The following is a 21,327-nucleotide window of genomic DNA, read 5'->3' as shown; positions in this document are numbered from 1 at the left end:
TGGCCTAACGGTGCTGTGTGACAGTCTGACGACAGGGTCAGTACCCCGTCATCTCAAGATAGCCGCGCCCCGCATGGCTGCCGGACACGCGCACCGGGCCTTCCCAGTATTCAAACCGTGTACCCATCCAGGCCAAAGGATTCATCGCTGCGACCTCGACATCAATGCCGCGCGCGGGCAGGGTGACGCGCCAGCGGGTTGGCACATCGCGACCTGCCACCTCATCCGTGTCCAGCTCTTCGAACTGCGCGGCCCCGTCGGGCAAAATAGCGGTTGTGCCATCGGGATAGATCCATGTGGCCGCCGTGAAATCACCGCGCCCGCCGCGTAGGCGGAAGGCCATCAGCTTGTGGCCATCGTTGAGGCTGAGTGAGAACCAATCCCATCCGCTTTGGTCCGAGGCCAAGGGCTGCGACGACCACTCGCGATCCAGCCAGGCATTGCCCGTGACCGTGACGTCGCCCGAAGGCAGGCGCAAAACGCCCTGAACATCGTAGGACGGTTGCGAGTAATAGTGGCTGGCCTGACCATCCGCAGATTTGACCGAAAAGCCCTTTTGGCCGTGAAACACCAAAGGCCCGGTGGCCGACAGTTGAAGGTCATAGCTGAAAGTGTCGCTGTTGGCCGAGAGCTCCAGTTGGTCGAAATTGTCGCCTCTCATGTGCCATTCATCGATCCAGGCCTCGAAGGGCTGGGCCGTCACACCGGCCTGTCCGATACCACCGCGCGACAGGCGCTCGTCAAAGAAGTGTTGATCGGGTGTGGTGACCGCAGCGTGGCCCATCCAGATTTGTGGGCTTTGCCATCCTTCCTGTTCCTCCGGTTTGAGCGCTGAGCGAAACAAGGTCCATTGCACGCCATAGTCTTGCCCATCCGCGCCGGTCAGATTCGCGGTCAGATACCACCATTCAATGCGGAAGCTGGGGTGGGGGCCATGGTCGCGCGGGAATGAGAACACGTAATCGGGGTCGGGCGTGTCGAACCCCTCGGCCGAGCCGCCCAGCCCGGCATATCCTTGCGCCCATGCGGTGACAGGCAGCCACAGGGCCAAAAGGAACACCCTAACGCTCATTGGCAAACACCCTCAGCAAATGGACAGGCGGCAGGCGCATCAGGCGTGGGGCGGGCAGGGCGGCAGCCAAGGCTGCCGCCACCAGCGTCAGCGCGAATAAACGCAACCAGTCGCCGGGGAACAGGAACATCGGCAGACGCCAACCAAAGGCTTGCACATTGATGACGGCCAGCAAGACCCAGGCCAGGATCAGCCCCAAAGGCAAGGCCAGCACCGCGGTGAGCGCAGCCAGCAACAGGCTGCGCAGCAGCTCCAGCCCTGCCAAATGCCGCCTTGTCAGGCCCAGGGCCCAAACCGGGGCAACCTGCGGCAACCGCTGGGTCCATAAGGTGAGCAGGCTGGTGAGGATCGCAAAGCCGGCCACGCCAAGCGTCAACACGTTCAGGGCCGAAGTGACGACAAAGGTCTTTTCAAAGATCGCCACGGATTGCGCCTTGAGAGCGTGTTGCCGGATCACCGCTTGCGTGGGCAGATCAAATTGGTCCCGCAGTTTTTGCGCCATCTCTGCGGCGCGGGCCTCGGGCAGGCGGATGCCAAAGCGCAAGGCGGGTGGGGTATCTGGTGCCAGCACGTCAAGCTGCCGCATCGAAACGATAGCCTGCCCGGTCGGGTTGCCATAGTCGGAATAAACCCCGGCAATCACGCGCGACTGCGTCGGCGTGAGATTCAGGATGTCTCCGGGCCAAAGGTCTGCTCGGCGGGCCAGCTGTTCGTTGATCAGGATGGCCTCGCCCTGCATCACCCTGTCCCAAGCGTCCGGGCTGCGGGCGATCAGGGGCCATTTCTCGCGATAGGTCTGATCATCCACAACACCGTAAAGGAACAGCGGCCCGGTCTCATGGCTGAGTTCTGTGTTTCGGATGGGCAGGATCGCGTCGACCTGCGGGCTCAACCAATCGGTGATCAACGCGGCCTGTTCAGCGTCTTCGGCACTGAAATAGAGTTCCGCCGTCAGGCGTTGGTCCAGCCATCCCAGAAAGGTCAGGCGAAAGCTTGAAACCATTGTGCCCACACCGATATTGGCCGCCAAAGCCAGCAGCAGCGCCATCAGCGCCAGCGACAGTCCCGGCAATTGTGCGCGCATGTCGGCCCAGACCCAGGTTGAGATCGGGCCTTTGGCGCGTCGGCCCAGCACCGCTAACAGCGCCGACAACGCCAATGGCAGCAACAGCGCCGCACCGGTCAGCAGAGCGCCGAGCATAGCGAAACCTGCCAGCAAACCCTGTGCGCTGAGATAGATCAGCCCGGCGGCAACCAGCAGCAAAAGCCCGACACCGCCCATCATGCGATGCGCGGCTGCGTTGCCCCAGGCCTGCAAGCCTGCACCTGACAGCAATGGCATCTGCGACAGTTTCCACAAAGCGTGGCCCGACGCGGCCAAAGTGCCACCGACCGCCATGGTCAGGCCGCTGGCTACCCAGACGGGGCGCAATGAGAGCTGTCCTTCGACCGGGGCACCATAAAGCCCGCGTAGGGTGGCGGCGACATCGGGCAGCAAGGCTCCGGCCAGAAAGAACCCGATCAGCAGCCCGATGAGACCTCCGATCAGGGCCAGCAAAACCAGCTCGGTCAGGATCAACCAGATCAGTCGGTGCATGGGCACGCCCAAGGCCCGTAAGGTGCGGATGATCCCGCGACGCTGCGCAAAGGCCAGACCGACAGTGCCGTGCACGATGAACAGACCGACTGCAAAGGACAGCAAGCCAAAGGCCGCCAGATTCAGATGGAAACTGTCAGTCAGCTGCGCCGTATCTGTCTGCGCTGACGGGCTGCTGCGCACCAGCTTTGGCGCAAGATCCGCCAGCGGTGTCCGCCCCTGAGGCTGGTCCGGCAGGATCACAAGACGCGAGATCTGGCCGCGCCGGTCCAGCAGGCGTTCAGCCACGCCGATATCGGTCAACACCAGATCCGGGGGTAAGGCTGTGCTGGTCAAAACCGGTGGAAAGCCTTCGGCCCCGTCAAACAGCGTGGAAAGATCTGAGGTTATCAACAGCCGTCCGGGATCGGTCAGCATATCTGCAGGATCGGGCGGGCCCTGGCCTTGTTCGGCCTCGGTCACCGCAGGTAAGGCGGGGTAGCTCACCATATCCACGCCCATGATCCGAACCGACCGTCCTTTCACGCGCAGCGTGCCATCCAGAACCGCTGCCACCTGCCAGCCATCGCGTCGCAGGGCCACATAGGTTTCTATCGGGATAAACCCGTCGGGATTCTGAATCTCGTCGAACTGTCCCAGCGCCAGCTGCGCGCTGGCCCGCGCATAGCTGGCCCGGGCTTCGGTATTGATAGCCTGAACCGCCGACCACAGGCCGGTGGCCAGAGCGATCCCGGTCAGCAGCGTGATCAGTTGCAAGCGATGGCTGCGCCAATGGCTGAACAGTGTTCGGATGACGGTTGCGGTCACGTCACTTGCCCACCAGACAAATGCGCCCGTCGATCCAACCGGGCGGCGATGTCCAGGGAATGGGTGACCAGCAACAGCGCCGTGCCGGTATCGGCTACGAGCCCAAGCATAAGGTCCAGAACTGTGGCGCTGGCGGTCTCGTCCAGATTGCCCGTGGGCTCATCCGCCAGCAGCAAGGCCGGTCGCGTCGCCATCGCGCGCCCAATCGCAACACGCTGCTGCTGCCCGCCCGACAAGTTCTCGGGAAACCGATCCAGCAGGTCACCAAGGCCCAGATGTTGTGCCAGATGCGCCTCCCATTCGGGATCGTGACGGCCTGCAATCTGTGCATGGATCGACAGGTTTTGCGCCACGGTGAGCGACGGGATCAGGTTGAACTGCTGAAACACGAGCGACAAGGTTTGCCGCCGAAGCGCCGCGCGCCCTGCGTCCTGTAGACCAGACAGAGGGGTGCCATCCAACGTGATCTCACCCCCATCAAACCCATCCAGCGCTGCAGCAAGGTGCAGCAAGGTGCTTTTGCCACTGCCGCTTTCACCCGTCAGCGCAAGGGTTTGGCCATGGTCCAGTACCAGCGACACGTCTTTCAGAACAGGTCGTCCGCCGGGATAGGTTTTCTGAACGTGGTCAATGGTGAGCAGCATCCGCGATCTCTTGTTGTGCCCGTCACAATGTGCAACCCCGCCCGCCCGTGTCCAGTGCCCAAAAAGCGGCGATGCCTTTCGCCGCACCCGATGTGGCGTACCGGGCTTGTTCTCTTCCGTGCAAACCCGCATTCTGAGGGCGGTTTTCACATCTCGATCACAAGGCCAGGCGTATGACATTGTCGCAGCAGATACTTTGGGGAAGCGTCTATCTGGGCCTTTGCTTTCTGATCGAGCTTGTTCTTCTGACATGGTGCGTCTTGGTCGTGCGCAAACTGCTTGAACAGTGGGAGCTGACCCGGCCCATACTGGCAACGGCAGGCCCGATCAGTGTGGCACTTGTTTTCATTATCCTGATCCATACGCTTCAGGTCTGGATCTGGGCGATTGTCTGGGTCTTAGGTGACGTTTTACCGGATTGGAACACGGCGCTTTATTTCTCGCTCGTGACCTTTACGACGCTGGGCTATGGCGACATCGTTCTGGGTGAAGAGCTGCGCATTTTCGGAGCTTTTGCCTCGGTCACCGGTCTGCTGGCCTTTGGGCTGTCGACCGCCTTCCTTGTGGCTCTGATGACGCGCGTGTTTCAGGAGCGGTTCTTCAACTAGAGGATCGGTGCAAACAGCCGAGCGATCGGAGCGCCAAACCGGATATGGGCGGGCTGCTGTGCCAGATTGCGCGTCAGCTCATAGCTTGAAGTGAAATCCTCTTCCAGCATCTTGGCCGTGGCTTGGGCTGCACGTTCATCGAGAAACAGCGCCATCGCCTCAAAGTTCAGGCGAAAGGACCGGTTGTCCAGATTGGTGGTTCCCACGGCAGCCAGCGCATCATCGACCACAAAAACCTTTTGGTGCAGGAAACCATCGGTATAGCGCAAGACCTTGACGCCGCTGTCCCGGATCTCGTCAAAATAGGCAAAAGCAGCCAGCCATGGTAGGCGGTGGTCAATCACATCGGGCAACAGGATGCGCACATCCACCCCGCGCAGCGCTGCGTTTTGCAGCGCGGCCATGATGTCGATATCAGGTACGAAATAGGGCGAGGCGATCCAGATCCGGGATTTCGCCTCGGCAATAGCCGAGAAAAACATCATCGCGCCGGTCTCGGTTTCGTCGCCGGGACCGGTGGCCACCAGCAAGGCGTTCATATCCTGATCGGATTCGCTGCCGGACCAGTCCAGTTGATCGATCAGATCCTCGTCGCGGGCCCAATGCCAGTCTTCGGTAAAGATCAACTGCAACTGCCGGACCACATGGCCAGTCATCTTCACATGCGTGTCGCGCCAGCGCCCGAAGCGGGGGCTTTCGCCCAGATACTCGACGCCCACATTGTGCCCGCCAATAAACCCCGTCTCGCCATCAATGATCACGGTTTTGCGGTGGTTGCGATAGTTCAGCTGAAAGCGGTGGTTTGGCCCGCGCTGTTCACGCGGATCAGCTACATCCACACCAGCGTCCTGCAATGCATCCAGATAAGTTGTTGGCAGGCCATAGCTGCCCACGGCATCGGTCATGAAGCGCACATGCACGCCGCGTTTCGCCGCGGCGATCAATTTGTCCTGCAACTGCCGCCCCAACCGGTCATCGCGCACGATATAGAATTGCACCAGCACATAGTTTTGCGCGCTATCAATGGCCTCGAATATTGATTTGAACGTGGCCTCTCCATCCACCAAAAGCTCGGCCCCGTTCCCGCGTGAGACGGGCATATGCGACAGCGCCTCGAAGGGTCGAGGGTTGATGGTCACGCGATCAGGATCGGGTTTGGAAAAATCGGCAAAGGCTTTGATGCCTTCAACCACCCGCTCGCTCTCACGCCGGGCGATGCGGTAGCCGCGAAACCTGTGGTGGCCTAAGAACAGATAGAGGGGCACGCCCAGCATCGGCGCAGACAGCAGAAAGACGACCCAACCCATGGCCCCTTGTGGCGTTCGTGCGGTCTGCGCCGAGCGCACGGCAAAAACGATGGCCGTGCAGTAAAGCGCGAAGACAAAAAGAGAAACAAGAAGTGTCCACATATTCGGCCATGGGTCAGAGATCAGTTCGCGCCAGTGTAGACGCGTGACCAGTCTTGCGCCATATCCACGATGACCCAGCCCATATCTGGGCCTTTGTCCAGCCCATCGACCAACCGACCGATGGCGCTGTCGCGGTCATAGGCCCATTCGCGTTCGGCATCCGTGTGATGCACAAGAATACCCAGCCGTGCCCCGTCGCCAGCGGTGGTCCATTCCATCATGGCGAAATCACCATCGGAGTTGCCGCCAACAAGGATCGGCCGCCGCCCGATTGTGCGTTCGATATTGATGGGCTTGCCCTCTTTGTCGTCCACAAACACGATACCGCTGGCCTTGGCGATAACGGGAGTATCGCCAGAGGAGTCATATGTGGTCTCGGAATAGGTGCCCAGGACCTGTTCAGGCGGGATGCCATAGGCTTCCTCGGTAAAGACACGCATGAAATGAAGACCTCCGCCCGAGACGATATAGGTCTTGAAGCCTTCATCGCGTAGATAGCGCAGCAGCTCGACCATGGGCTGATAGGTCATCTGATCATAGGGCAGGCCGGTTGAAGGGTGGCGCGCAGTGTCCAGCCATTCGGCAACCGCATCTTGAAACGCGTCGACCGTCAGGCCGGCATGCGTGGCGTTGACGACTTCGATCAGCGCGTCGTGGCCGCCCTCAAGAACGGTTGCCAGATCGCCTTGTGCCGCAGCTTTCAGCGTTGGGCTCGATAGAATGGATGGGTCTTCCTTGGCTAGCTCGGCCAGCCGGTCCATGGCAAAAATGAACTGAAAATAGACCGGTTGCTCAGCCCAAAGCGTGCCGTCATTGTCAAAGACAGCGATCCGTTCGGCCGGGGTAACATAAGCTGCGTTTTCCGGATCGGTAACCTTGTCGACAAAATCTACAATTTGCGTCTTGGTTTCTCCCTCCGCCCAACTGGGCAGGGGATCGGACCACAACACACCCGGAGCTAGAAACAGGAATGCGGCAAGAACTGTATTTCGCATCAGAAACCCTTTGAAAACTGTTGAAAAGAAAGGGCCGCCAGTGCGGCGACCCCGAAGGTTTCAAAGAAGCCAGACCTAGTTGTTGGTCGGGCTGTTCAGCTTTTCCATCACCTGATCCAGGTTGAAGCTGGCCGCCTTCTGGCGTGGTGGGAATTCCTGGAAGGTCGCCAGGAAGTTGCCCACATATTGCTGAGCTGGAACCAGGAAATAGGCGCGATCCAACAGCCAGTCGTAATAGGTGTTGGACGTGCGATAGGCCCTCTCATACGGATCGCGACGCAGGTTTACGATCAACGGAATGCGCAGCTCGGTCCAGGGTTCGATCCAGGCCCGCAGGGTTGCCCAGGCTTTCTGCTCAAGGAAGATCAGCTTCCAATCGTCAAAGCGCAGCGCAGTCAGATCACCGTCATCCGAGAAATAGAAGATCTCTTGCCGCGGGCTTTCTGTGGTTTCTCCAGTCAGAAGCGGCAGGATGTTATAGCCATCCAGGTGAACCTTATAGTCACGGCCCATACCGGACGAGCTATAGCCAGCTTTCAGCTTTTCCTTGATGTCCGGATCACCGGCAACGGCCAGATAGGTCGGCAACCAATCCATGTGATGCACGATCTCATTGGTGACCGAACCTGCTTCGATCTGACCGGGCCAGCGCACCATCGACGGAACGCGCCAACCGCCTTCCCAGTTGGTGTTCTTCTCGCCCCAGAACGGCGTGGCCGCAGCGTCAGGCCAGGTGTTCATATGCGGACCGTTGTCGGTCGAGTAATGCACGATCGTGTTGTCGGCGATCCCAAGTTCATCCAGCAGATCAAGCAGTTGCCCTACATGCATGTCATGTTCAATCATGCCTGCGGTGTATTCATCCGCCACGCCGCCAAAGATTTCGTTCGCCTGCGCTCGCATCTCCTCTTTGACATGGGTGCGGAAGTGCATACGCGTGCCGTTCCACCAGACATAGAAAGGCTGACCCTGTTCGTGCGCGCGTTTGATGAAGTCGATCGCCGCCGCGACGGTTTCGTCATCAACAGTTTCCATGCGCTTTTTGGTCAGCGGGCCGGTGTCTTCAATGGTGCCGTCCGACTTGGACTTGATAACACCGCGCGGACCATAGGTTTCGCGGAAGGTGCGGCCATCGGCCAGAACCATATCACCGGGATAGTCTTCGTTCTCGGGCTCTTCCTCGGCGTTGAGATGGTAAAGATTTCCGAAAAATTCGTCGAAACCGTGGTTTGTGGGCAGATGTTCATCCTTGTCACCCAGGTGGTTCTTGCCAAATTGACCCGTGACATAGCCGTGATCTTTCAGCAGGCCCGCGATGGTCGGGTCTTCGGTCTGCATACCCAGATCAGCGCCGGGCAGACCTACTTTGGACAAGCCCGTACGGAAAACCGATTGCCCCATGATGTAGGACGACCGCCCAGCGGTACATGACTGTTCGCCGTAATAGTCGGTGAAGATCATGCCTTCCTTGGCAACACGGTCGATATTGGGGGTCTGGTACCCCATGAGCCCCATCGTATAGGCCGAGATGTTGGACTGACCAATATCGTCACCCCAGATCACCAGGATGTTGGGTTTCTGATCCTGTGCCCAGGCAGGAAGTGCCATAGCAATGGCGACTGACGCAACCGCGAACCGGCGAATTGCGCCGCGCCAATTGTCTGCAATCGTGCGAGGTGGGGACATGATGTGCTCCTGATTTGTTTGGACGCCAGGCGCCCCGAAAGAAAATCAAATGGGACTATCCGGCATAAAGGATGTCGGATAGTCCGAAATGGTTCGATGCCCAGGAAGAGGCAGTCAGATAGCACTGGGAATCGAATGCAATCAGTCTAAATTATCGTGGAAATTAAGAACTCATCATATGATAATATTACAAAGTGGTAATGTCAGATAACGTGAATAAAATGAGACGATTACGCGAAGCCGGATGGTTTGCGACGCGATCCAAAACCTTTCAAGACAGCCTGCTGGCCATTGGCGTACCCAAAGCCTTTGCCGCGGGTGAAACGCTCTATCGTTATGGCGATGAAGCGAATGGTATCTACGCGATACTGGAAGGAGCGGTTCAGATTACAGCACCTGCCGATGATGGGCAGGAATTTGTTGTTCACCGTGAAGGTCATGGGTTCTGGGTCGGGGATTTGGCCTTGTTTGCAGGGGCTTCGCGTCTTGTCAGCGTTGTGACGACTCAATGCAGTCAGACCCTGTTTTTTCCCAATACGCGGATCGAAAACCTGGTTCGCTCGAACCCGGATTACGTTCGGGATTTTTATGCGTTGAGCCACGCAAACATCCAAACGGCGCTGCGGATCATGGCCAATCTTGCCGTAACAGGGACCGAGAAGCGGCTGGTCTTGCGGTTGCTGCATCTCGATGAGTGCAACACAACAGAAGACGACTGGATTGTCGTCTCGCAAGAGGAGCTGGCCGAGATGGTGGCGGTTTCAGCACCGACGCTACATCGCTGCTTACATCGCCTAGTGGATATGGGTTTGATCGAGTTGGGATATGGCAGGGTAAAGCTCAGCGACCGACGGGCATTGATTGCCAGTTGCCAAAGCTAAGGGTTCAGTGGCGGAAGAGCTGCAGTATGCGCTTTCTCACTTGAGTGACGCATACGGTCGAGTGCCAGCCCGGCAGCGTTCCAATCCGCTTTGTTCGGCTTCTTCTGGGCATAAATCGCTGCACCAATCTGTGTAAGCGCTGTCTCCAGCTCCGCGCTGTCTGCTGGCCAATCGGCTTTGCTCTTCCACTCTTCCAAACCTGTATAAACTGTCTTTAAATCATGTGCTTGAAGCCCTGCTTTGATCTGATCAAGGGCATGTTTCGGCGACGCAAGATAGGTTTGTCTGCGTCGGCTCTTCCAGGTGTTTAAGCGCGGTTTTCCAAAGCGGTACAGAGTCCAGAATATCCCGGCGAGGACCGCAATCCACCCAAGATAGCGTGCGATGTCTGCAGCGTCAGGTGGTGGAGCCTTGGGTGGCACCAAGGTCAAGTCTATGGCGTCGATTTCGATTGTTTCGACTGCGTTGCTTGTCAGATTGAACCATTGGATCGAGACTGCCGGCAACTGGGTGTCTCCACCATTCTGCGCCAGATAGGTTACCTCATCCACGCGCTGCCCGGACAGCACGCCGCGATGTTCGGTCTCGGTTAGTTTTGGCTCTTTCGGATAGGAACGCAGCAGGGTGCCCTGCAGATCCGGCATCAATTGCGGGATCAGCATTGGGGTAGTGCCGGAAATACGTGCGGTCAAACGACGGGTAATGGCGTCTCCGGAGTTGAGTGTGCGTTCACCGTCGATCTCTTGCGTGACGTCGAAACCGGTCGCGATGATCAGCGGGTCCAGTCCGCGTGCCGCATCAGGTACAGTCGCCTCAAAAGTTATCCTGGGCAGGTCCACGGTAGTCTGAATGGGCGCGTGTGTGTCCGGATCCGCATATGTAACGACAACCTGCTGTGCTCCAAGGTCAAAGATGCCTGCCGTCAAGGGATAGACACGATAGCTGCGTTGCACGCCTGACCAAGTTTCTCCCTCAATCGCTTCACTTACGGGCCCCGAGGCACGTTCAGGTAAACGGACCAGAAGGTTTTCGCGCTCAAGCGATGGGAAAACTGGCGGCGATGGCATGAAGGTCGGGACCAGAACCTTGACGCGGATAATGGCGGGTTGGCCAACAGTCGTTGCGTCGTCCGGTACCTGGACCGTCACGTTGGGCGCGACTTGAGCCAATGTCGGAATGCCCCAGAAAATCCATACGAACAGCGCTACGTATCTCATTGATTTAACGCCTGATTGTCGAGCAAAAACCTATTGCGCAGAAAGTCCTGCATATCGGTATCAATTGCGCTGATCCACTGGTCTGCAGACAAGCCTTCGGCACCGTCTTTCGGGGCCTGAATGGTGGTTTGCGCACCTTTGCTGTCTTCGTTGTCAAAAACGGTATCATCCGCGCCGATCCCGGCTTCTTCCCCCGTGTCCGATTGTTCCCGGGTGGTCTCGACAAATTCAAGTATCGCGCGCGCAACCTCCAAATTGTGCTCCGCCTCGGGCCAGCCGGGCCTGCGGTCCAACGCAGTTTCGAAGGCAGCGATAGCAGGCCGGTATTCTCGATTTCGGATGCGGGCCAATCCTTCGGCAAAGGCTGCTTCGGCCGTGTCAATTTGCGCAAAAACCTCGGCCGCCTCTGGATATCGACCCGCCTTCAACATCGCATAGCCACGGTGATACGGCTCCTGATACAGGTCGGCAGCATCTCCATAGCGTTTCTGGTTCATCGCAACCTGCCCCTGTTGATCCGGTGTCAGGAACCAGTCGCGCCAGCCTGCAGCCTGTGCCGGACCGCTCGGAATTGCGAGGATGCAGGCAAGTACGGCCCAGCGGATCACCCAGCCTTTGCGGAACCACAACAAGCACAGAAAGGCCGCAGGCCAAGCCAACAGCCAACCTTGGTCTGTCCAATCCAACCGGTCATCATCATCCAATGCGTCGGCATAGGCCGATTGAATACGCCTGTTCAATCTGTTGATGTCTTGATCGTCCGGAGTAAACGGTACGACAGTTGCGTTGGAAAGGTTGTCCAGTTGGACGATGCGTGCACCGTCGGGAAGCATCGTAAGGAAGAAAACATCAAATCCTTGGCTGTCGAAACCTTGTGCCTGAGAGGGTTCGAGGTCGTCCAGAACAAACAAGACAGACCCAGGAGTTTCGTTGCTTTCCAATATGTTCAAAGCTAAATCTAAGGCAATGGATGCGACATCGCCTTGCTGTGGCATAACTGCTGGAACCAGACCTTCTAACAATGGGCGCAGGATATTCGGGTCTTCGGTCAACGGCGCCACCTGGTGGGCCGAGCCAGCATAAGCGATCAAAGCAGTCTGAGCGCCAGACCGGGCCGTGATCATATCGGTGATCTTGTATTTCGCACGCTCCAGACGTGTAGGGGTCAGGTCAGTCTGCTCCATACTGTCCGTGACCTTCAGCGCAATCACCAAAGGCGCGGTATCTGCGATCAACGGATTCGTCGCCCGCGACCATGTGGGCCCAGAGACCGCTAGCGTGATCAGGAGTGCCGCCAACATCGCAAGATCAATCGGATAGACACGCCGTCGATCATCCGCACCTAGCAGAAGCGCAGCACTCAGATGTGGGGCGATCCCGTCTGGCAGTTTTTGCGCAGCGCTTTTTCGAGGGCGCAATCGCCACCACAGGATCGTAATCGGAATGAGGAACAGAAGGTAACCCGCTCGCAAAAAATGAAATTCCGCCAAAGACTGCATCACGATACACCTCGGCGCGAATGGACAATGTGCAAGGTGATCGAACTGCCTAGAAGCAGCAGCAAAGCAAACAGCAGTGGGAAATGCGCAAGGCTTTGTTTGGGTCGGTAGCTTTGTGTTTCCACAATACGGGGATTCTGCTGGTCAATGCGCTGATAGATCTCGGTCAGAGCTGCTTCGTCATCTGCAAAGAAATACGCGCCACCGGTGCGCGACGCGATCTGTTGCAATGCGTCCAGATCAACCCGGTCTTCTCCGGTGGCATTTGGGTCCCCAACGCCAATCGTGTAGACGACCACACCTTTTTCTGCTGCGATCGCTGCCGCGTTGATCGGCGTCATGCGGCTGGATGTGTCAGCACCATCACTCAGAACGATCATAAGTCGCTGTTCCACTTCACTGGTGTCGAAGGTGCGGATGCCCAGGCCAATTGCATCACCCAAAGCCGTATTTGGACCTGCCATACCAACCTGAGTTTGGTCGAGGAAGCCATTCAAACTGTTGAGGTCTTCAGTGAAAGGCGCTTGTACAAATGCGCGCGTTCCGAAGATGATCAAAGCCATCCGGTCACCTTGCCTTTGGGCAATGAAGCCACGCAAGACGTCTTTTACCGCGTCCAACCGTTGTTTCGGGGTGCCGTCGCTGGAACGGAAATCGCGCTGATCCATCGAACCCGAAATATCCAGTGCCAGCACCACGTCGCGGGCGGATTTCTCGACCACCACCGGATCACCCAGTCGTTCAGGCCGGGCCATGGCGCAGATGAGCAGGCCCCAGATACAGATCACTACAATTGTTTGCAGTCGTGATCGCCCAGCGACCGCGACGCCCGAATGTGGTGCGGCTCCGACCGCTTTGGCGACGTGCCGAAAAAAGGGAATACGAATGGCCTGGCTTGGCTGGCGATAAGGCGGTGCATACCAGTAGACCAACGCGGGAAGCGGCAGCAGCAGGAAAACCCAAGGCGAGGCGAAGGACAACATCAGCTTGCGCCTCCGGACTTATGCAAGGTGATCCATGTTCTAACCAATCGCGTGACATCTTTGTTCGGTGATGCCGCTTTGTAGGGGGCTGAGCCGAGTGCCATCCAGGTTTCTTCGGAAAAAGTCATTCGATCAGAGGTTTGCCGAAGAAAGCTCAACCACTCATCGCCGAATAGTCCTGCGACCTCTTGTCGGGGAAAAGCCACCAATGCGGTTCGCCGCAGGATCTCGGAGGCTAATCGAGGGTCATCGGCGGATCGGTCCAGTTCTTTCAGTGCCTGACGGCGGTAAGCGTTTTGGCGCCGGTGTCGGAGGTATAACCAAAGAGCCCAGAGCGCCAACACAACCAGGATCGCAGCCAGAACCGCCCATCCCCAGGTTTGCGGAAGCATGGAAATCGGGGCAGGTTCCGGAGCGGGCTCGAGCATATTCAGCAGATCCACAAGGGATTTCCCATCGGTCTGGATGCTCATTTGCGCCTCCCGCGATGTCCGAACAGATGCAGCAACTGATCCAATGCCGGTTGCGCTGTCGTCAATGGGACGACCGGAAACCCATAGCGCTGCGACCAGAGATGCAGTTGCGACAGTCGGTTTTCCATCGCTGTCCTGATCCGTGCGGAAAGCGCGGGATCGGTATTGTCTACCTCGATTTGGTCGGTGCCGTCGGATACGGTGAGTTTTAGACCTTTTGGAAGATCCTGTGCGGACGGATCTGATATATTGAACAATATCAGATCGTTAGAGAGAGCAAGGTTGCGGATCAGTGCCTCGCTCTTGTCATTCAGACCATCGAAATCGGAAAAGACACAGACCAGCGTATTGGTGTGAGCCAAAGCGTTGGCAGACCCCAATATGTCATTCAAGAACACGGTTGGTACCGGGCGCAGAGCCGCGTTCAGCGCCATGTTCATCGCGCCGACCGAAGACAGAAACCGCATGAGTGCTTTGGCGCGCCGTTGGGGGCGGTGCTCGGCCAGGTCGCGGTCGCCGAATACGATGCCGCCGACACGATCTCCTTGTGCCAGAATGCGGTGGGCGGCAATGGCAGCGGCCTCGGCGGCGACAACCGATTTCATATATGTTTTGGTTCCGAAAAACATCGAAACTCTTTGATCGACAAGCAAAAGAGCAGGGCGGTCGCGTTCCTCGGTATAGACCCTAACATGGGGTGAGCGGGTGCGCGCGGTGACTTTCCAATCAATCGTGCGAATGTCATCGCCGGGTAGGTAGGCGCGCAGCTCTTCGAAATTCAGGCCACGCCCGCGCAGACGCGAGGCGTGCCGGCCGTTCAGGATTGAACGCGCTGGTTGGTGTGGCAACAGGTTGATTGCGCGGGCCTGTAGCCCCAGGCGAAGCAAACGGTCCGCGTCAACATGGATGCGGGGATCGTTCTGATATGATGCCGGGTGCGACATGTCACGGGAGTGCGACAAGCGACAGCATTTCGGTGACCACGTCATCAGCGGATTTGCCCATGCCCTGAGCTTCAAAACTCAGCGTGATCCGGTGCCGGAAGACATCCGGCGCAATGGCTCGGATATCGGCTGGATCGACATAGTCGCGCTGGTTCATCCAGGCATGGGCCCGGCCACATTTGTCCAGCGCGAGCGAAGCACGAGGGCTGGCGCCGACTTCGATCCAGCGGGCGAGATCGTCGCTGAGTTTCTTGGGTGTACGGGTCGCTTGTACAAGATCGGCCATATAGCGATCCATCGCATCAGATACGTGGATTTGGCCAATCTCTGCGCGTGCTGTAAACACGGCCTCTTGCGGAATCGGATCAGCGCGCTTGGGGGCGGTGCTGTTGCTTGCTGCGACTTCCTCACCGCGCACAAGGCGGATCACCTCGACTTCATCCTCGACCGGGGGATAGGTGATCTGAACATGCATCAGGAACCTGTCCATTTGCGCCTCTGGCAGAGGGTAGGTGCCTTCCTGTTCGATCGGGTTCTGAGTCGCCATTACGATAAACAGAGGCTCCATCTTATGCGTCGTGCCGGACACCGTAACCTGCCGTTCTTCCATAGCCTCAAGCAGCGCGGCCTGAACCTTGGCGGGGGCGCGGTTGATCTCATCGGCCAGAACGATATTGGCAAAGATCGGGCCCGGATCGAACCGGAATGTTCCACCCTGTTCGGTTTGCTGGAATACTTCAGTTCCAGTGACGTCCGAAGGCAGCAGATCGGGTGTGAACTGGATACGGCTGAAACTGGAATCCAGATTCTTGGCCATGGCCTTTACCGCGCGCGTTTTTGCCAGCCCTGGCAGTCCTTCAATCAACAAATTGCCGTTCGCCAACAGCCCAATGACCAATCGGTCAATCACGTCGGTCTGGCCGATGATGGCCTGACTCATGCGCGATTTAAGTTCATTCATCTGATTAAGTGCATTCATTTAGGTCGTCCAATCAATGCTCTGGTTGGTCTTGGCATCACGAAAATGCCCAGGAGAAAGCGGCCGGAAATGTTTTGTAATGATCGCAGGTTAGCAACGATTCAGGGCGTGATCTAGCGTGAATTTCGCGCAGCGAGCTTATGCAGGTCGGCCTTCAACTCGGAGCGTACCGGGCCTTCGTTTGGTTGGTCGCGCAGCGTGTCAAACCAATGCGCGGGTGGCTGACGTCCGGCGGCGCGGTTCCAGAACAGGCCGCGCAGGATGCTTTGTGCGTTGGAGTTCAGCTTGTCGGGGATTTCATAGCCGTTGAGTGTGGCCCAGACACCGCTCCACAACCGTCCGACCGACCACGGGTTATACCCGCCACCGCCCAGAACCAGAAAGCGCGGGGCCAGCGGTTTCAGCAGTGCAACCGCGCGCCAATGGGCATTGTTGGACAGGGTCAGCCGAGACAACGGGTCTTCGGCCACAGCATCCGCACCGCATTGCAAGACGATGGCTTGTGGGTCGAAGTCCTGTGTCACCGGCAGGATTAGCTGATCAAGGATCGCGTCGAATTCACTGTCATTGAGGTTGCCCGCGACCGGCAGGTTCCAGGCCGCACCGCCCGCATCATCAGACAGCGCGCCAGTAAAGGGCCATCTGCGGGCCTCGTGCACCGAAATCATCCGCACTTGGGCAGAGCCGTGAAACGCCGCCTCGACCCCGTCGCAATGATGGGCGTCGATATCCACATAGACGATGCGCGAAAGCCCTGCGTTCAGCAGGGTGCGGATCGCCAGAACCGGATCGTTGAGATAGCAGAACCCGTTGGCGCGGTCTGCCATCCCGTGATGCGTGCCGCCTGCGGGGTTGTAGACAATGCCACCGTCCCGGATCAGCTCGGCCGCCAGCATGGATCCGCCCGCAGAGGTCGCAGGGCGACGATACATCTCGGGGAAGACCGGATTGGACAGGGTGCCCAGCCCGTACCTGTCCCGTACGCTGTCTGACACCGCTTGCGCCCGTTCAGCCGCTTGAAGCGCCGCGATATAGTCGGGCGTGTGAAAGGCCATCAACGCCTCGGGCTTGGCGCGGGGGCTGACGCGATAGCTCTGGGGCGTCAGCCAACCCAAGGCACGGCACAGGTCCATCACGGTCGAGACGCGCGGAATGGCCAGCGGATGTTGTCTGCCATAGGTCGAATGGCGATAAATCTCGGACCCGATGAAAACTGGTTGATCCAGCATTCACGATTTGGCCTGTTGCGGGTCATCATCCCCAAGCCTGCCGTCCAGAGACATCAGGATCGCCACCGGGCGCAGGGCCGGGACATGGCTGAAAATGATCAGGATGCACACGGTCAGGGGCACGCTGAGGAAAGCGCCGATCAAGCCCCAGACTGTGGTCCAGAACATCAGGGCCAGGATCACCAGAAAGGTCGACATGTTCAGCGACCGACCCAGCATCGCGGGATCGACGAAGTTGCCAATCACAAACTGGATCGTGCCACATCCCAGCACCACCACCAGAAACGGGCCGATGCTTTCAAACTGCACCAGCGCAATCAGCGCCGGAAACACCACGGCGATGATCGATCCGATCGAGGGGATGAAGTTCAGCGCAAAGGTCAGAACCGCCCAGGTCTCGGCATATTCCAGACCCAGGGCGCGAAAGATGGAATAGCTGATGCCGGCAGTGATCAGGCTGATCAGCGTCTTGACGCCGACATAGCGCTGCAGGCTGAACGAAATGGCCCCCAGGACCGAGGCCAGATCAGCTCCGAATTCTGGTGCACCAGCCGCCAATTGGATCTTTTTGCGAAAGGCCAGACGCTCGGCCATCAAGAAGGCCACATAGAGGCTGATCAGAAAGAACTGGTTGAGCAAAGAAGTCGCGCTGCCCAGCAAAAGCCGTGCCACATAAGACATGTCGATGCTGATCAGGTTGTCGCGGATAAAGCTGGTCACATCGTTGCCCACAAGACCGGTGATCCGGTTCACCGCATTGTCGAACTGCGTCTCGTAGGTGCTGATGGTACGCGCAAATTGCGTCGCCTGACTGCCAAGAACATACATGATCATGAACAAACCGGCCAGAACCAGCACCACTCCCACCAGATTGGCAAACCAGACCGGCGCTCGGGTCAGGGCGATCACGCGATCTGCCAGGGCGATGATCAGCACATTGATCAGCAAGGCCATGGTCAGCGGGATCAGAAAGCTGGCCCCTGCATAAAGCGCCAGTACCACAAGCGTTGCAACAATTGTGACGTCGCGGATCACCGACAGTTTCAGGCGGGGGTGGTCTGTCTGGCTGTCTGGTTGCGGGGTCATGAACGGGCCTTATCGGGCATGAGGCGGGCGCAGGTCCCGCAAGGGTCAGACCTGATCCTGCACAGGTTCGGCGTTTTTTCAATCCGGTCAGGCTCTTATCTGCCGGATTTCGACCCGCGTTGGGTCACTGTGGGTTCAGTCACCACACAAGGCGGGCTAGGGTCGGGGCATGACGCATTCGATGATTCCCTCGCCAGGCATGTTTCTGCGCGCGCTCGCGCTGGCCCTTGGGCGGTTCAACCGCAAGGACGGGTTCGTCATGAGCAGCCATGTGGCCATGTCGCTGATGATGGCCCTGTTTCCTTTTGCGCTGTTCACGGTGGCTTTGGCCGGGGCGCTGTCGCAGGGCTATGTCACCGAGGATCTGATCGAGCTGATCTTTGGGGCCTGGCCCAGCGACGTATCCGACCCCATAGTGGCCGAGCTGCGCGCTGTACTGGACGGTGCTGGAACAGGGGTGATCACCCTTGGTGGCCTGCTTGCGATCTTCTTTGCCTCAAACGGGGTTGTCGCAGTGCGCAAGGCCATGACCCAGGCCTATCACGATCAGGACAGCTGGCCGTTCTGGAAGGCGCGCCTGCTCTGCTTTGGGCTGGTCATCGCTGGGGGCGCTTCGATTCTGGCGATTGCCGTGGTCGAGGTTGTGCTGCCAGCCTATACAAACTTGGTGACCGAGCGCACCGATGTCAGTGTGAACGAATGGTTGTCTGTTGACCGTCTGCGCTGGACCTTCACGGTCGCGGTGCCCGCAGGTACGGTTCTGATTGCCCATCTGGTCTTGCCGATCCGGCGACACAAGCTGTCGCAGATCTTGCCCGGGGCGCTTTTGACATTGGCGCTTTGGGCGATCGGGGGTTGGGGCTTTTCGATCTATATCGCCCATTTCGCCACCTACAGCGCCACCTATGCCGGTTTGGCCGGTGCCATGGCCGCGCTGATCTTTTTGTACCTGTGTTCTGCCATGCTGATCCTGGGGGCCGAATATAACGGCGCTTTGATTGATCTGCAGCGCTCTGATTCCGAGGATGCCGTGTGAAGCTTTTCTCTCTTGCATTTTTCTTGGTCATTGGCGCTGCAACGATTGCTCATGCGCAGAGCTATGTCGGATCGGACAGTTGCATTGAGTGCCATCAGGAACAGGGCGAGGCCTGGGCGGGCTCGCACCACGCATTGGCCTGGACGGAAACTGACAGCGGCACATTGCGCGCGGATTTTGATGGATCAAGCTTTAGCCATGATGGGATGCATGTCACATTTGCGCTGCGCGATGGAGTGCCTCTTGCACAGGTCACCGAAAAGGATGGTGTGACAACAGAATACGGTGTGCATTCGGTCGTGGGGATCGAACCGCTGCAGCAATACCTGTTCGAGACCGAACCGGGCCGAATGCAAAGCTTTGATGTGGTCTGGGACACAGAAAATAAGCGCTGGTATCACCTCTATCCCGATCAAGACCTGCCCCCCGATGACGGGTTGCACTGGACGGGGCCTTACAAGAATTGGAACGCCCGCTGTGCCGAGTGCCACGCCACAGGCTTTGTCAAAGACTACGACGCGCAGACGCGCAGCTATGCCTCGCAACAGGCGGAAATCGGCGTCGGGTGCGAGGCGTGTCATGGGCCGGGCTCAGCGCATATCGATTGGTTGGACGGGCAAGTGCTGGCAGATGGGCTGAGCGAATACGGGTTTTCCATGGATTGGGGGACCACCGAAGCAGGCATCCAGCAATGCGCCACATGCCATTCCCGGCGCGAGGCACTGGCGGATGGCAATCCGCTGCCGGGAACGCCGTATCACGATGCCTACAACCTGGCTGTGCTGCGCCCCGGGCTCTATTACCCTGACGGGCAGATTCTGGATGAGGTCTATGTCTATGGCTCATTCCTGCAATCCAAAATGTATGCCCGTGGTGTCGGCTGTATCGAGTGCCATGACCCGCACCGGGCTGAGACGATCGCCGAGGGCAACGGGCTGTGTACCCAGTGCCATTCGCCTGCCGGAAACCCGGATTTCCCAACTCTGACGCTCAAGGCTTACGATACGCCGGATCACCACTATCACGCTGAGGACAGCGCAGGGGCGCAATGCGTTTCGTGCCATATGATCGAGCGGGTCTACATGGGCGTCGATGGGAGGAAAGATCACAGCTTTCGCATCCCGCGCCCGGATCTGGGGTTTGGGGCAGATGCCTGTACCGATTGCCACACTGGTGAAACGCAGCAATGGGCGGCGCAGCAGATCGCAGGTTGGTACCCGGCCTCGACACAGCGCGGGCCGCATTTCGGGACAAGTTTCGATGCCGCTGTATCGGGTCAGTTGACGGGTGCCCAAGATTTGACCGCCATCGCCTTGGATCCGGATCAGGCGGGGATCGTCCGTGCGACCGCCCTGTTTCTGCTTCAGCCCATGGCAAACGCGGCTGTCGCTGCGGCTGTTGCTCCGTTACTTTCTGATCCCGACCCGTTGATCCGCGCCAATGCGGCCCCCGTTCAACGAGGCGCCCCGATCGCTGACCGTGTCACACGGCTGGAACCACTGCTGTCGGACCCATTGCGCAATGTGCGCATATCGGCCGCGAAAGAGTTCCTGACGATCCCGACACAAGCGATGACTCAGGCGCAAAGCGAAGCTGCTGGGGCAGGGATTGCGGATTGGCAGCGCAGCATTGCGACACGACTGGATTTCCCCGAAACCCATTTGGTTCTGGGCGGTTTTGCCCTCACGCTACGCAACTCTCGCGCTGCCGAAGGCGCATTTCGCGAGGTGGTCGCCCTTGACCCGCAACGCGCCGAAGCCTGGCCCATGATCGTGCAACTGGCCCAACTGAACCGAGGCACCGAGGCCGCTTTGCAAGCGCTGGATGAGGGGCTGACGATCTTGCCAGACGATCCGGCCTTGCGGCAATTGGCAGTCCAATATGGACGGTAATTGGCTTCAAACGGGCTGAATTCAGCCCTATTGGTGGCATAATCTGACGCAAGACTGGGCACTGATACAGTCTGTCATAGATCAGGTGCCCCATGTTGAAACGTGCAGCGACTTTTGTTGAACCCCGCCTGGGACGGCGGAAAAAGACGATGGAGGCGCGGATCGAAGAACTGCGCAGCCGCGCACCCACGGATATCAACCACGGTCAGGCATTGATGTTACAGGGTATGGCGAACGCCTCGCTGCGCGCGCAAACCCTTTCGTCGAACAAGATCCAACTGGACTGAGCG

At 58.4% G+C, this 21,327-nt stretch carries 19 protein-coding genes; 5 read left to right on the top strand and 14 right to left on the bottom strand.

The window, feature by feature from the left end:
• Positions 1-37 precede the first annotated feature (37 nt).
• The 3 genes from GOX45_RS06540 to GOX45_RS06530 are packed head-to-tail and all read right to left on the bottom strand — an operon-like array spanning position 38 to position 4,120.
• Positions 38-1,072, bottom strand: a complete 1,035-nt coding sequence (locus GOX45_RS06540) for a lipocalin-like domain-containing protein (RefSeq protein WP_171099178.1) — start codon at positions 1,070-1,072, stop codon at positions 38-40.
• Positions 1,062-3,476 (bottom strand): FtsX-like permease family protein, encoded by a 2,415-nt coding sequence (locus GOX45_RS06535; RefSeq protein ID WP_171099160.1) that lies wholly within the window; start codon positions 3,474-3,476, stop codon positions 1,062-1,064. The genes GOX45_RS06540 and GOX45_RS06535 overlap by 11 nt, the downstream gene beginning before the upstream one ends.
• Positions 3,473-4,120, bottom strand: a complete 648-nt coding sequence (locus GOX45_RS06530) for an ABC transporter ATP-binding protein (RefSeq protein WP_171099158.1) — start codon at positions 4,118-4,120, stop codon at positions 3,473-3,475. Before GOX45_RS06530 ends, GOX45_RS06535 begins: the two co-directional genes overlap by 4 nt.
• Positions 4,121-4,293: 173 nt before the next feature.
• On the opposite strand from GOX45_RS06530, the gene GOX45_RS06525 reads away from it, so the two are divergent.
• Complete coding sequence (locus tag GOX45_RS06525) at positions 4,294-4,728, top strand: ion channel (RefSeq protein WP_171099156.1); 435 nt, start codon at positions 4,294-4,296, stop codon at positions 4,726-4,728.
• On the opposite strand, the gene cls is transcribed toward GOX45_RS06525, so the two are convergent.
• The 3 genes from cls to GOX45_RS06510 all read right to left on the bottom strand — a co-directional run bounded on the left by cls (position 4,725) and on the right by GOX45_RS06510 (position 8,818).
• On the bottom strand, positions 4,725-6,137 hold the full coding sequence (gene cls / locus GOX45_RS06520) for a cardiolipin synthase (RefSeq protein ID WP_171099154.1): 1,413 nt from the start codon (positions 6,135-6,137) through the stop codon (positions 4,725-4,727). The genes GOX45_RS06525 and cls overlap by 4 nt on opposite strands.
• Before the next feature lie 20 nt (positions 6,138-6,157).
• A complete protein-coding gene (locus GOX45_RS06515) occupies positions 6,158-7,132 on the bottom strand; it encodes an HAD family phosphatase (RefSeq protein ID WP_171099152.1) in 975 nt (324 codons plus the stop codon).
• Positions 7,133-7,207: 75 nt separating this feature from the next.
• Entirely contained in the window at positions 7,208-8,818 is a 1,611-nt protein-coding gene (locus GOX45_RS06510) for an arylsulfatase (RefSeq protein ID WP_171099149.1), read from the bottom strand.
• A gap of 221 nt (positions 8,819-9,039) precedes the next feature.
• Here GOX45_RS06510 and GOX45_RS06505 point away from each other — a divergent pair, with 221 nt between their 5' ends.
• A complete protein-coding gene (locus tag GOX45_RS06505; RefSeq protein ID WP_254445941.1) occupies positions 9,040-9,699 on the top strand; it encodes a Crp/Fnr family transcriptional regulator in 660 nt (219 codons plus the stop codon).
• Here GOX45_RS06505 and GOX45_RS06500 read toward each other — a convergent pair.
• The 8 genes from GOX45_RS06500 to GOX45_RS06465 form a co-directional block, all read right to left on the bottom strand.
• Positions 9,696-10,916 carry a BatD family protein gene (locus GOX45_RS06500; RefSeq protein WP_171099145.1) on the bottom strand — a complete coding sequence of 407 codons (1,221 nt, stop codon included), beginning with the start codon at positions 10,914-10,916 and terminating at the stop codon, positions 9,696-9,698. The two genes, GOX45_RS06505 and GOX45_RS06500, sit on opposite strands and share 4 nt — an antisense overlap.
• A complete protein-coding gene (locus GOX45_RS06495) occupies positions 10,913-12,415 on the bottom strand; it encodes a VWA domain-containing protein (RefSeq protein WP_171099143.1) in 1,503 nt (500 codons plus the stop codon). Before GOX45_RS06495 ends, GOX45_RS06500 begins: the two co-directional genes overlap by 4 nt.
• On the bottom strand, positions 12,415-13,398 hold the full coding sequence (locus GOX45_RS06490) for a VWA domain-containing protein (RefSeq protein ID WP_171099141.1): 984 nt from the start codon (positions 13,396-13,398) through the stop codon (positions 12,415-12,417). Before GOX45_RS06490 ends, GOX45_RS06495 begins: the two co-directional genes overlap by 1 nt.
• On the bottom strand, positions 13,398-13,871 hold the full coding sequence (locus GOX45_RS06485; RefSeq protein ID WP_171099140.1) for a DUF4381 domain-containing protein: 474 nt from the start codon (positions 13,869-13,871) through the stop codon (positions 13,398-13,400). The genes GOX45_RS06490 and GOX45_RS06485 overlap by 1 nt, the downstream gene beginning before the upstream one ends.
• Positions 13,868-14,860, bottom strand: coding sequence for a DUF58 domain-containing protein (locus GOX45_RS06480; RefSeq protein WP_254445940.1), 993 nt, complete (start codon positions 14,858-14,860; stop codon positions 13,868-13,870). The genes GOX45_RS06485 and GOX45_RS06480 overlap by 4 nt, the downstream gene beginning before the upstream one ends.
• Positions 14,817-15,794: a MoxR family ATPase gene (locus GOX45_RS06475; RefSeq protein WP_171099138.1), complete on the bottom strand. Its 978-nt coding sequence runs from the start codon at positions 15,792-15,794 to the stop codon at positions 14,817-14,819. Before GOX45_RS06475 ends, GOX45_RS06480 begins: the two co-directional genes overlap by 44 nt.
• A 113-nt stretch (positions 15,795-15,907) precedes the next feature.
• Positions 15,908-17,023, bottom strand: coding sequence for an acetoin utilization protein AcuC (locus GOX45_RS06470; protein ID WP_171099136.1), 1,116 nt, complete (start codon positions 17,021-17,023; stop codon positions 15,908-15,910).
• Entirely contained in the window at positions 17,024-18,109 is a 1,086-nt protein-coding gene (locus tag GOX45_RS06465) for an AI-2E family transporter (RefSeq protein ID WP_171099133.1), read from the bottom strand.
• Between the two features lie 169 nt (positions 18,110-18,278).
• On the opposite strand from GOX45_RS06465, the gene GOX45_RS06460 reads away from it, so the two are divergent.
• The 3 genes from GOX45_RS06460 to GOX45_RS06450 all read left to right on the top strand — a co-directional run bounded on the left by GOX45_RS06460 (position 18,279) and on the right by GOX45_RS06450 (position 21,324).
• Complete coding sequence (locus GOX45_RS06460; RefSeq protein ID WP_171099131.1) at positions 18,279-19,145, top strand: YihY/virulence factor BrkB family protein; 867 nt, start codon at positions 18,279-18,281, stop codon at positions 19,143-19,145.
• Entirely contained in the window at positions 19,142-21,037 is a 1,896-nt protein-coding gene (locus tag GOX45_RS06455) for a cytochrome c3 family protein (RefSeq protein WP_171099129.1), read from the top strand. Before GOX45_RS06460 ends, GOX45_RS06455 begins: the two co-directional genes overlap by 4 nt.
• 92 nt (positions 21,038-21,129) lie before the next feature.
• Positions 21,130-21,324: a hypothetical protein gene (locus GOX45_RS06450; RefSeq protein ID WP_171099127.1), complete on the top strand. Its 195-nt coding sequence runs from the start codon at positions 21,130-21,132 to the stop codon at positions 21,322-21,324.
• The last annotated feature ends 3 nt before the right edge of the window (positions 21,325-21,327 follow it).

The organism is Ruegeria sp. HKCCD7255, assembly GCF_013031565.1.
GTDB lineage: Bacteria > Pseudomonadota > Alphaproteobacteria > Rhodobacterales > Rhodobacteraceae > Ruegeria.
The sequence above is the reverse complement of the archived record's forward strand: the minus strand, read 5'-3'. Positions and strand labels throughout refer to the sequence as shown.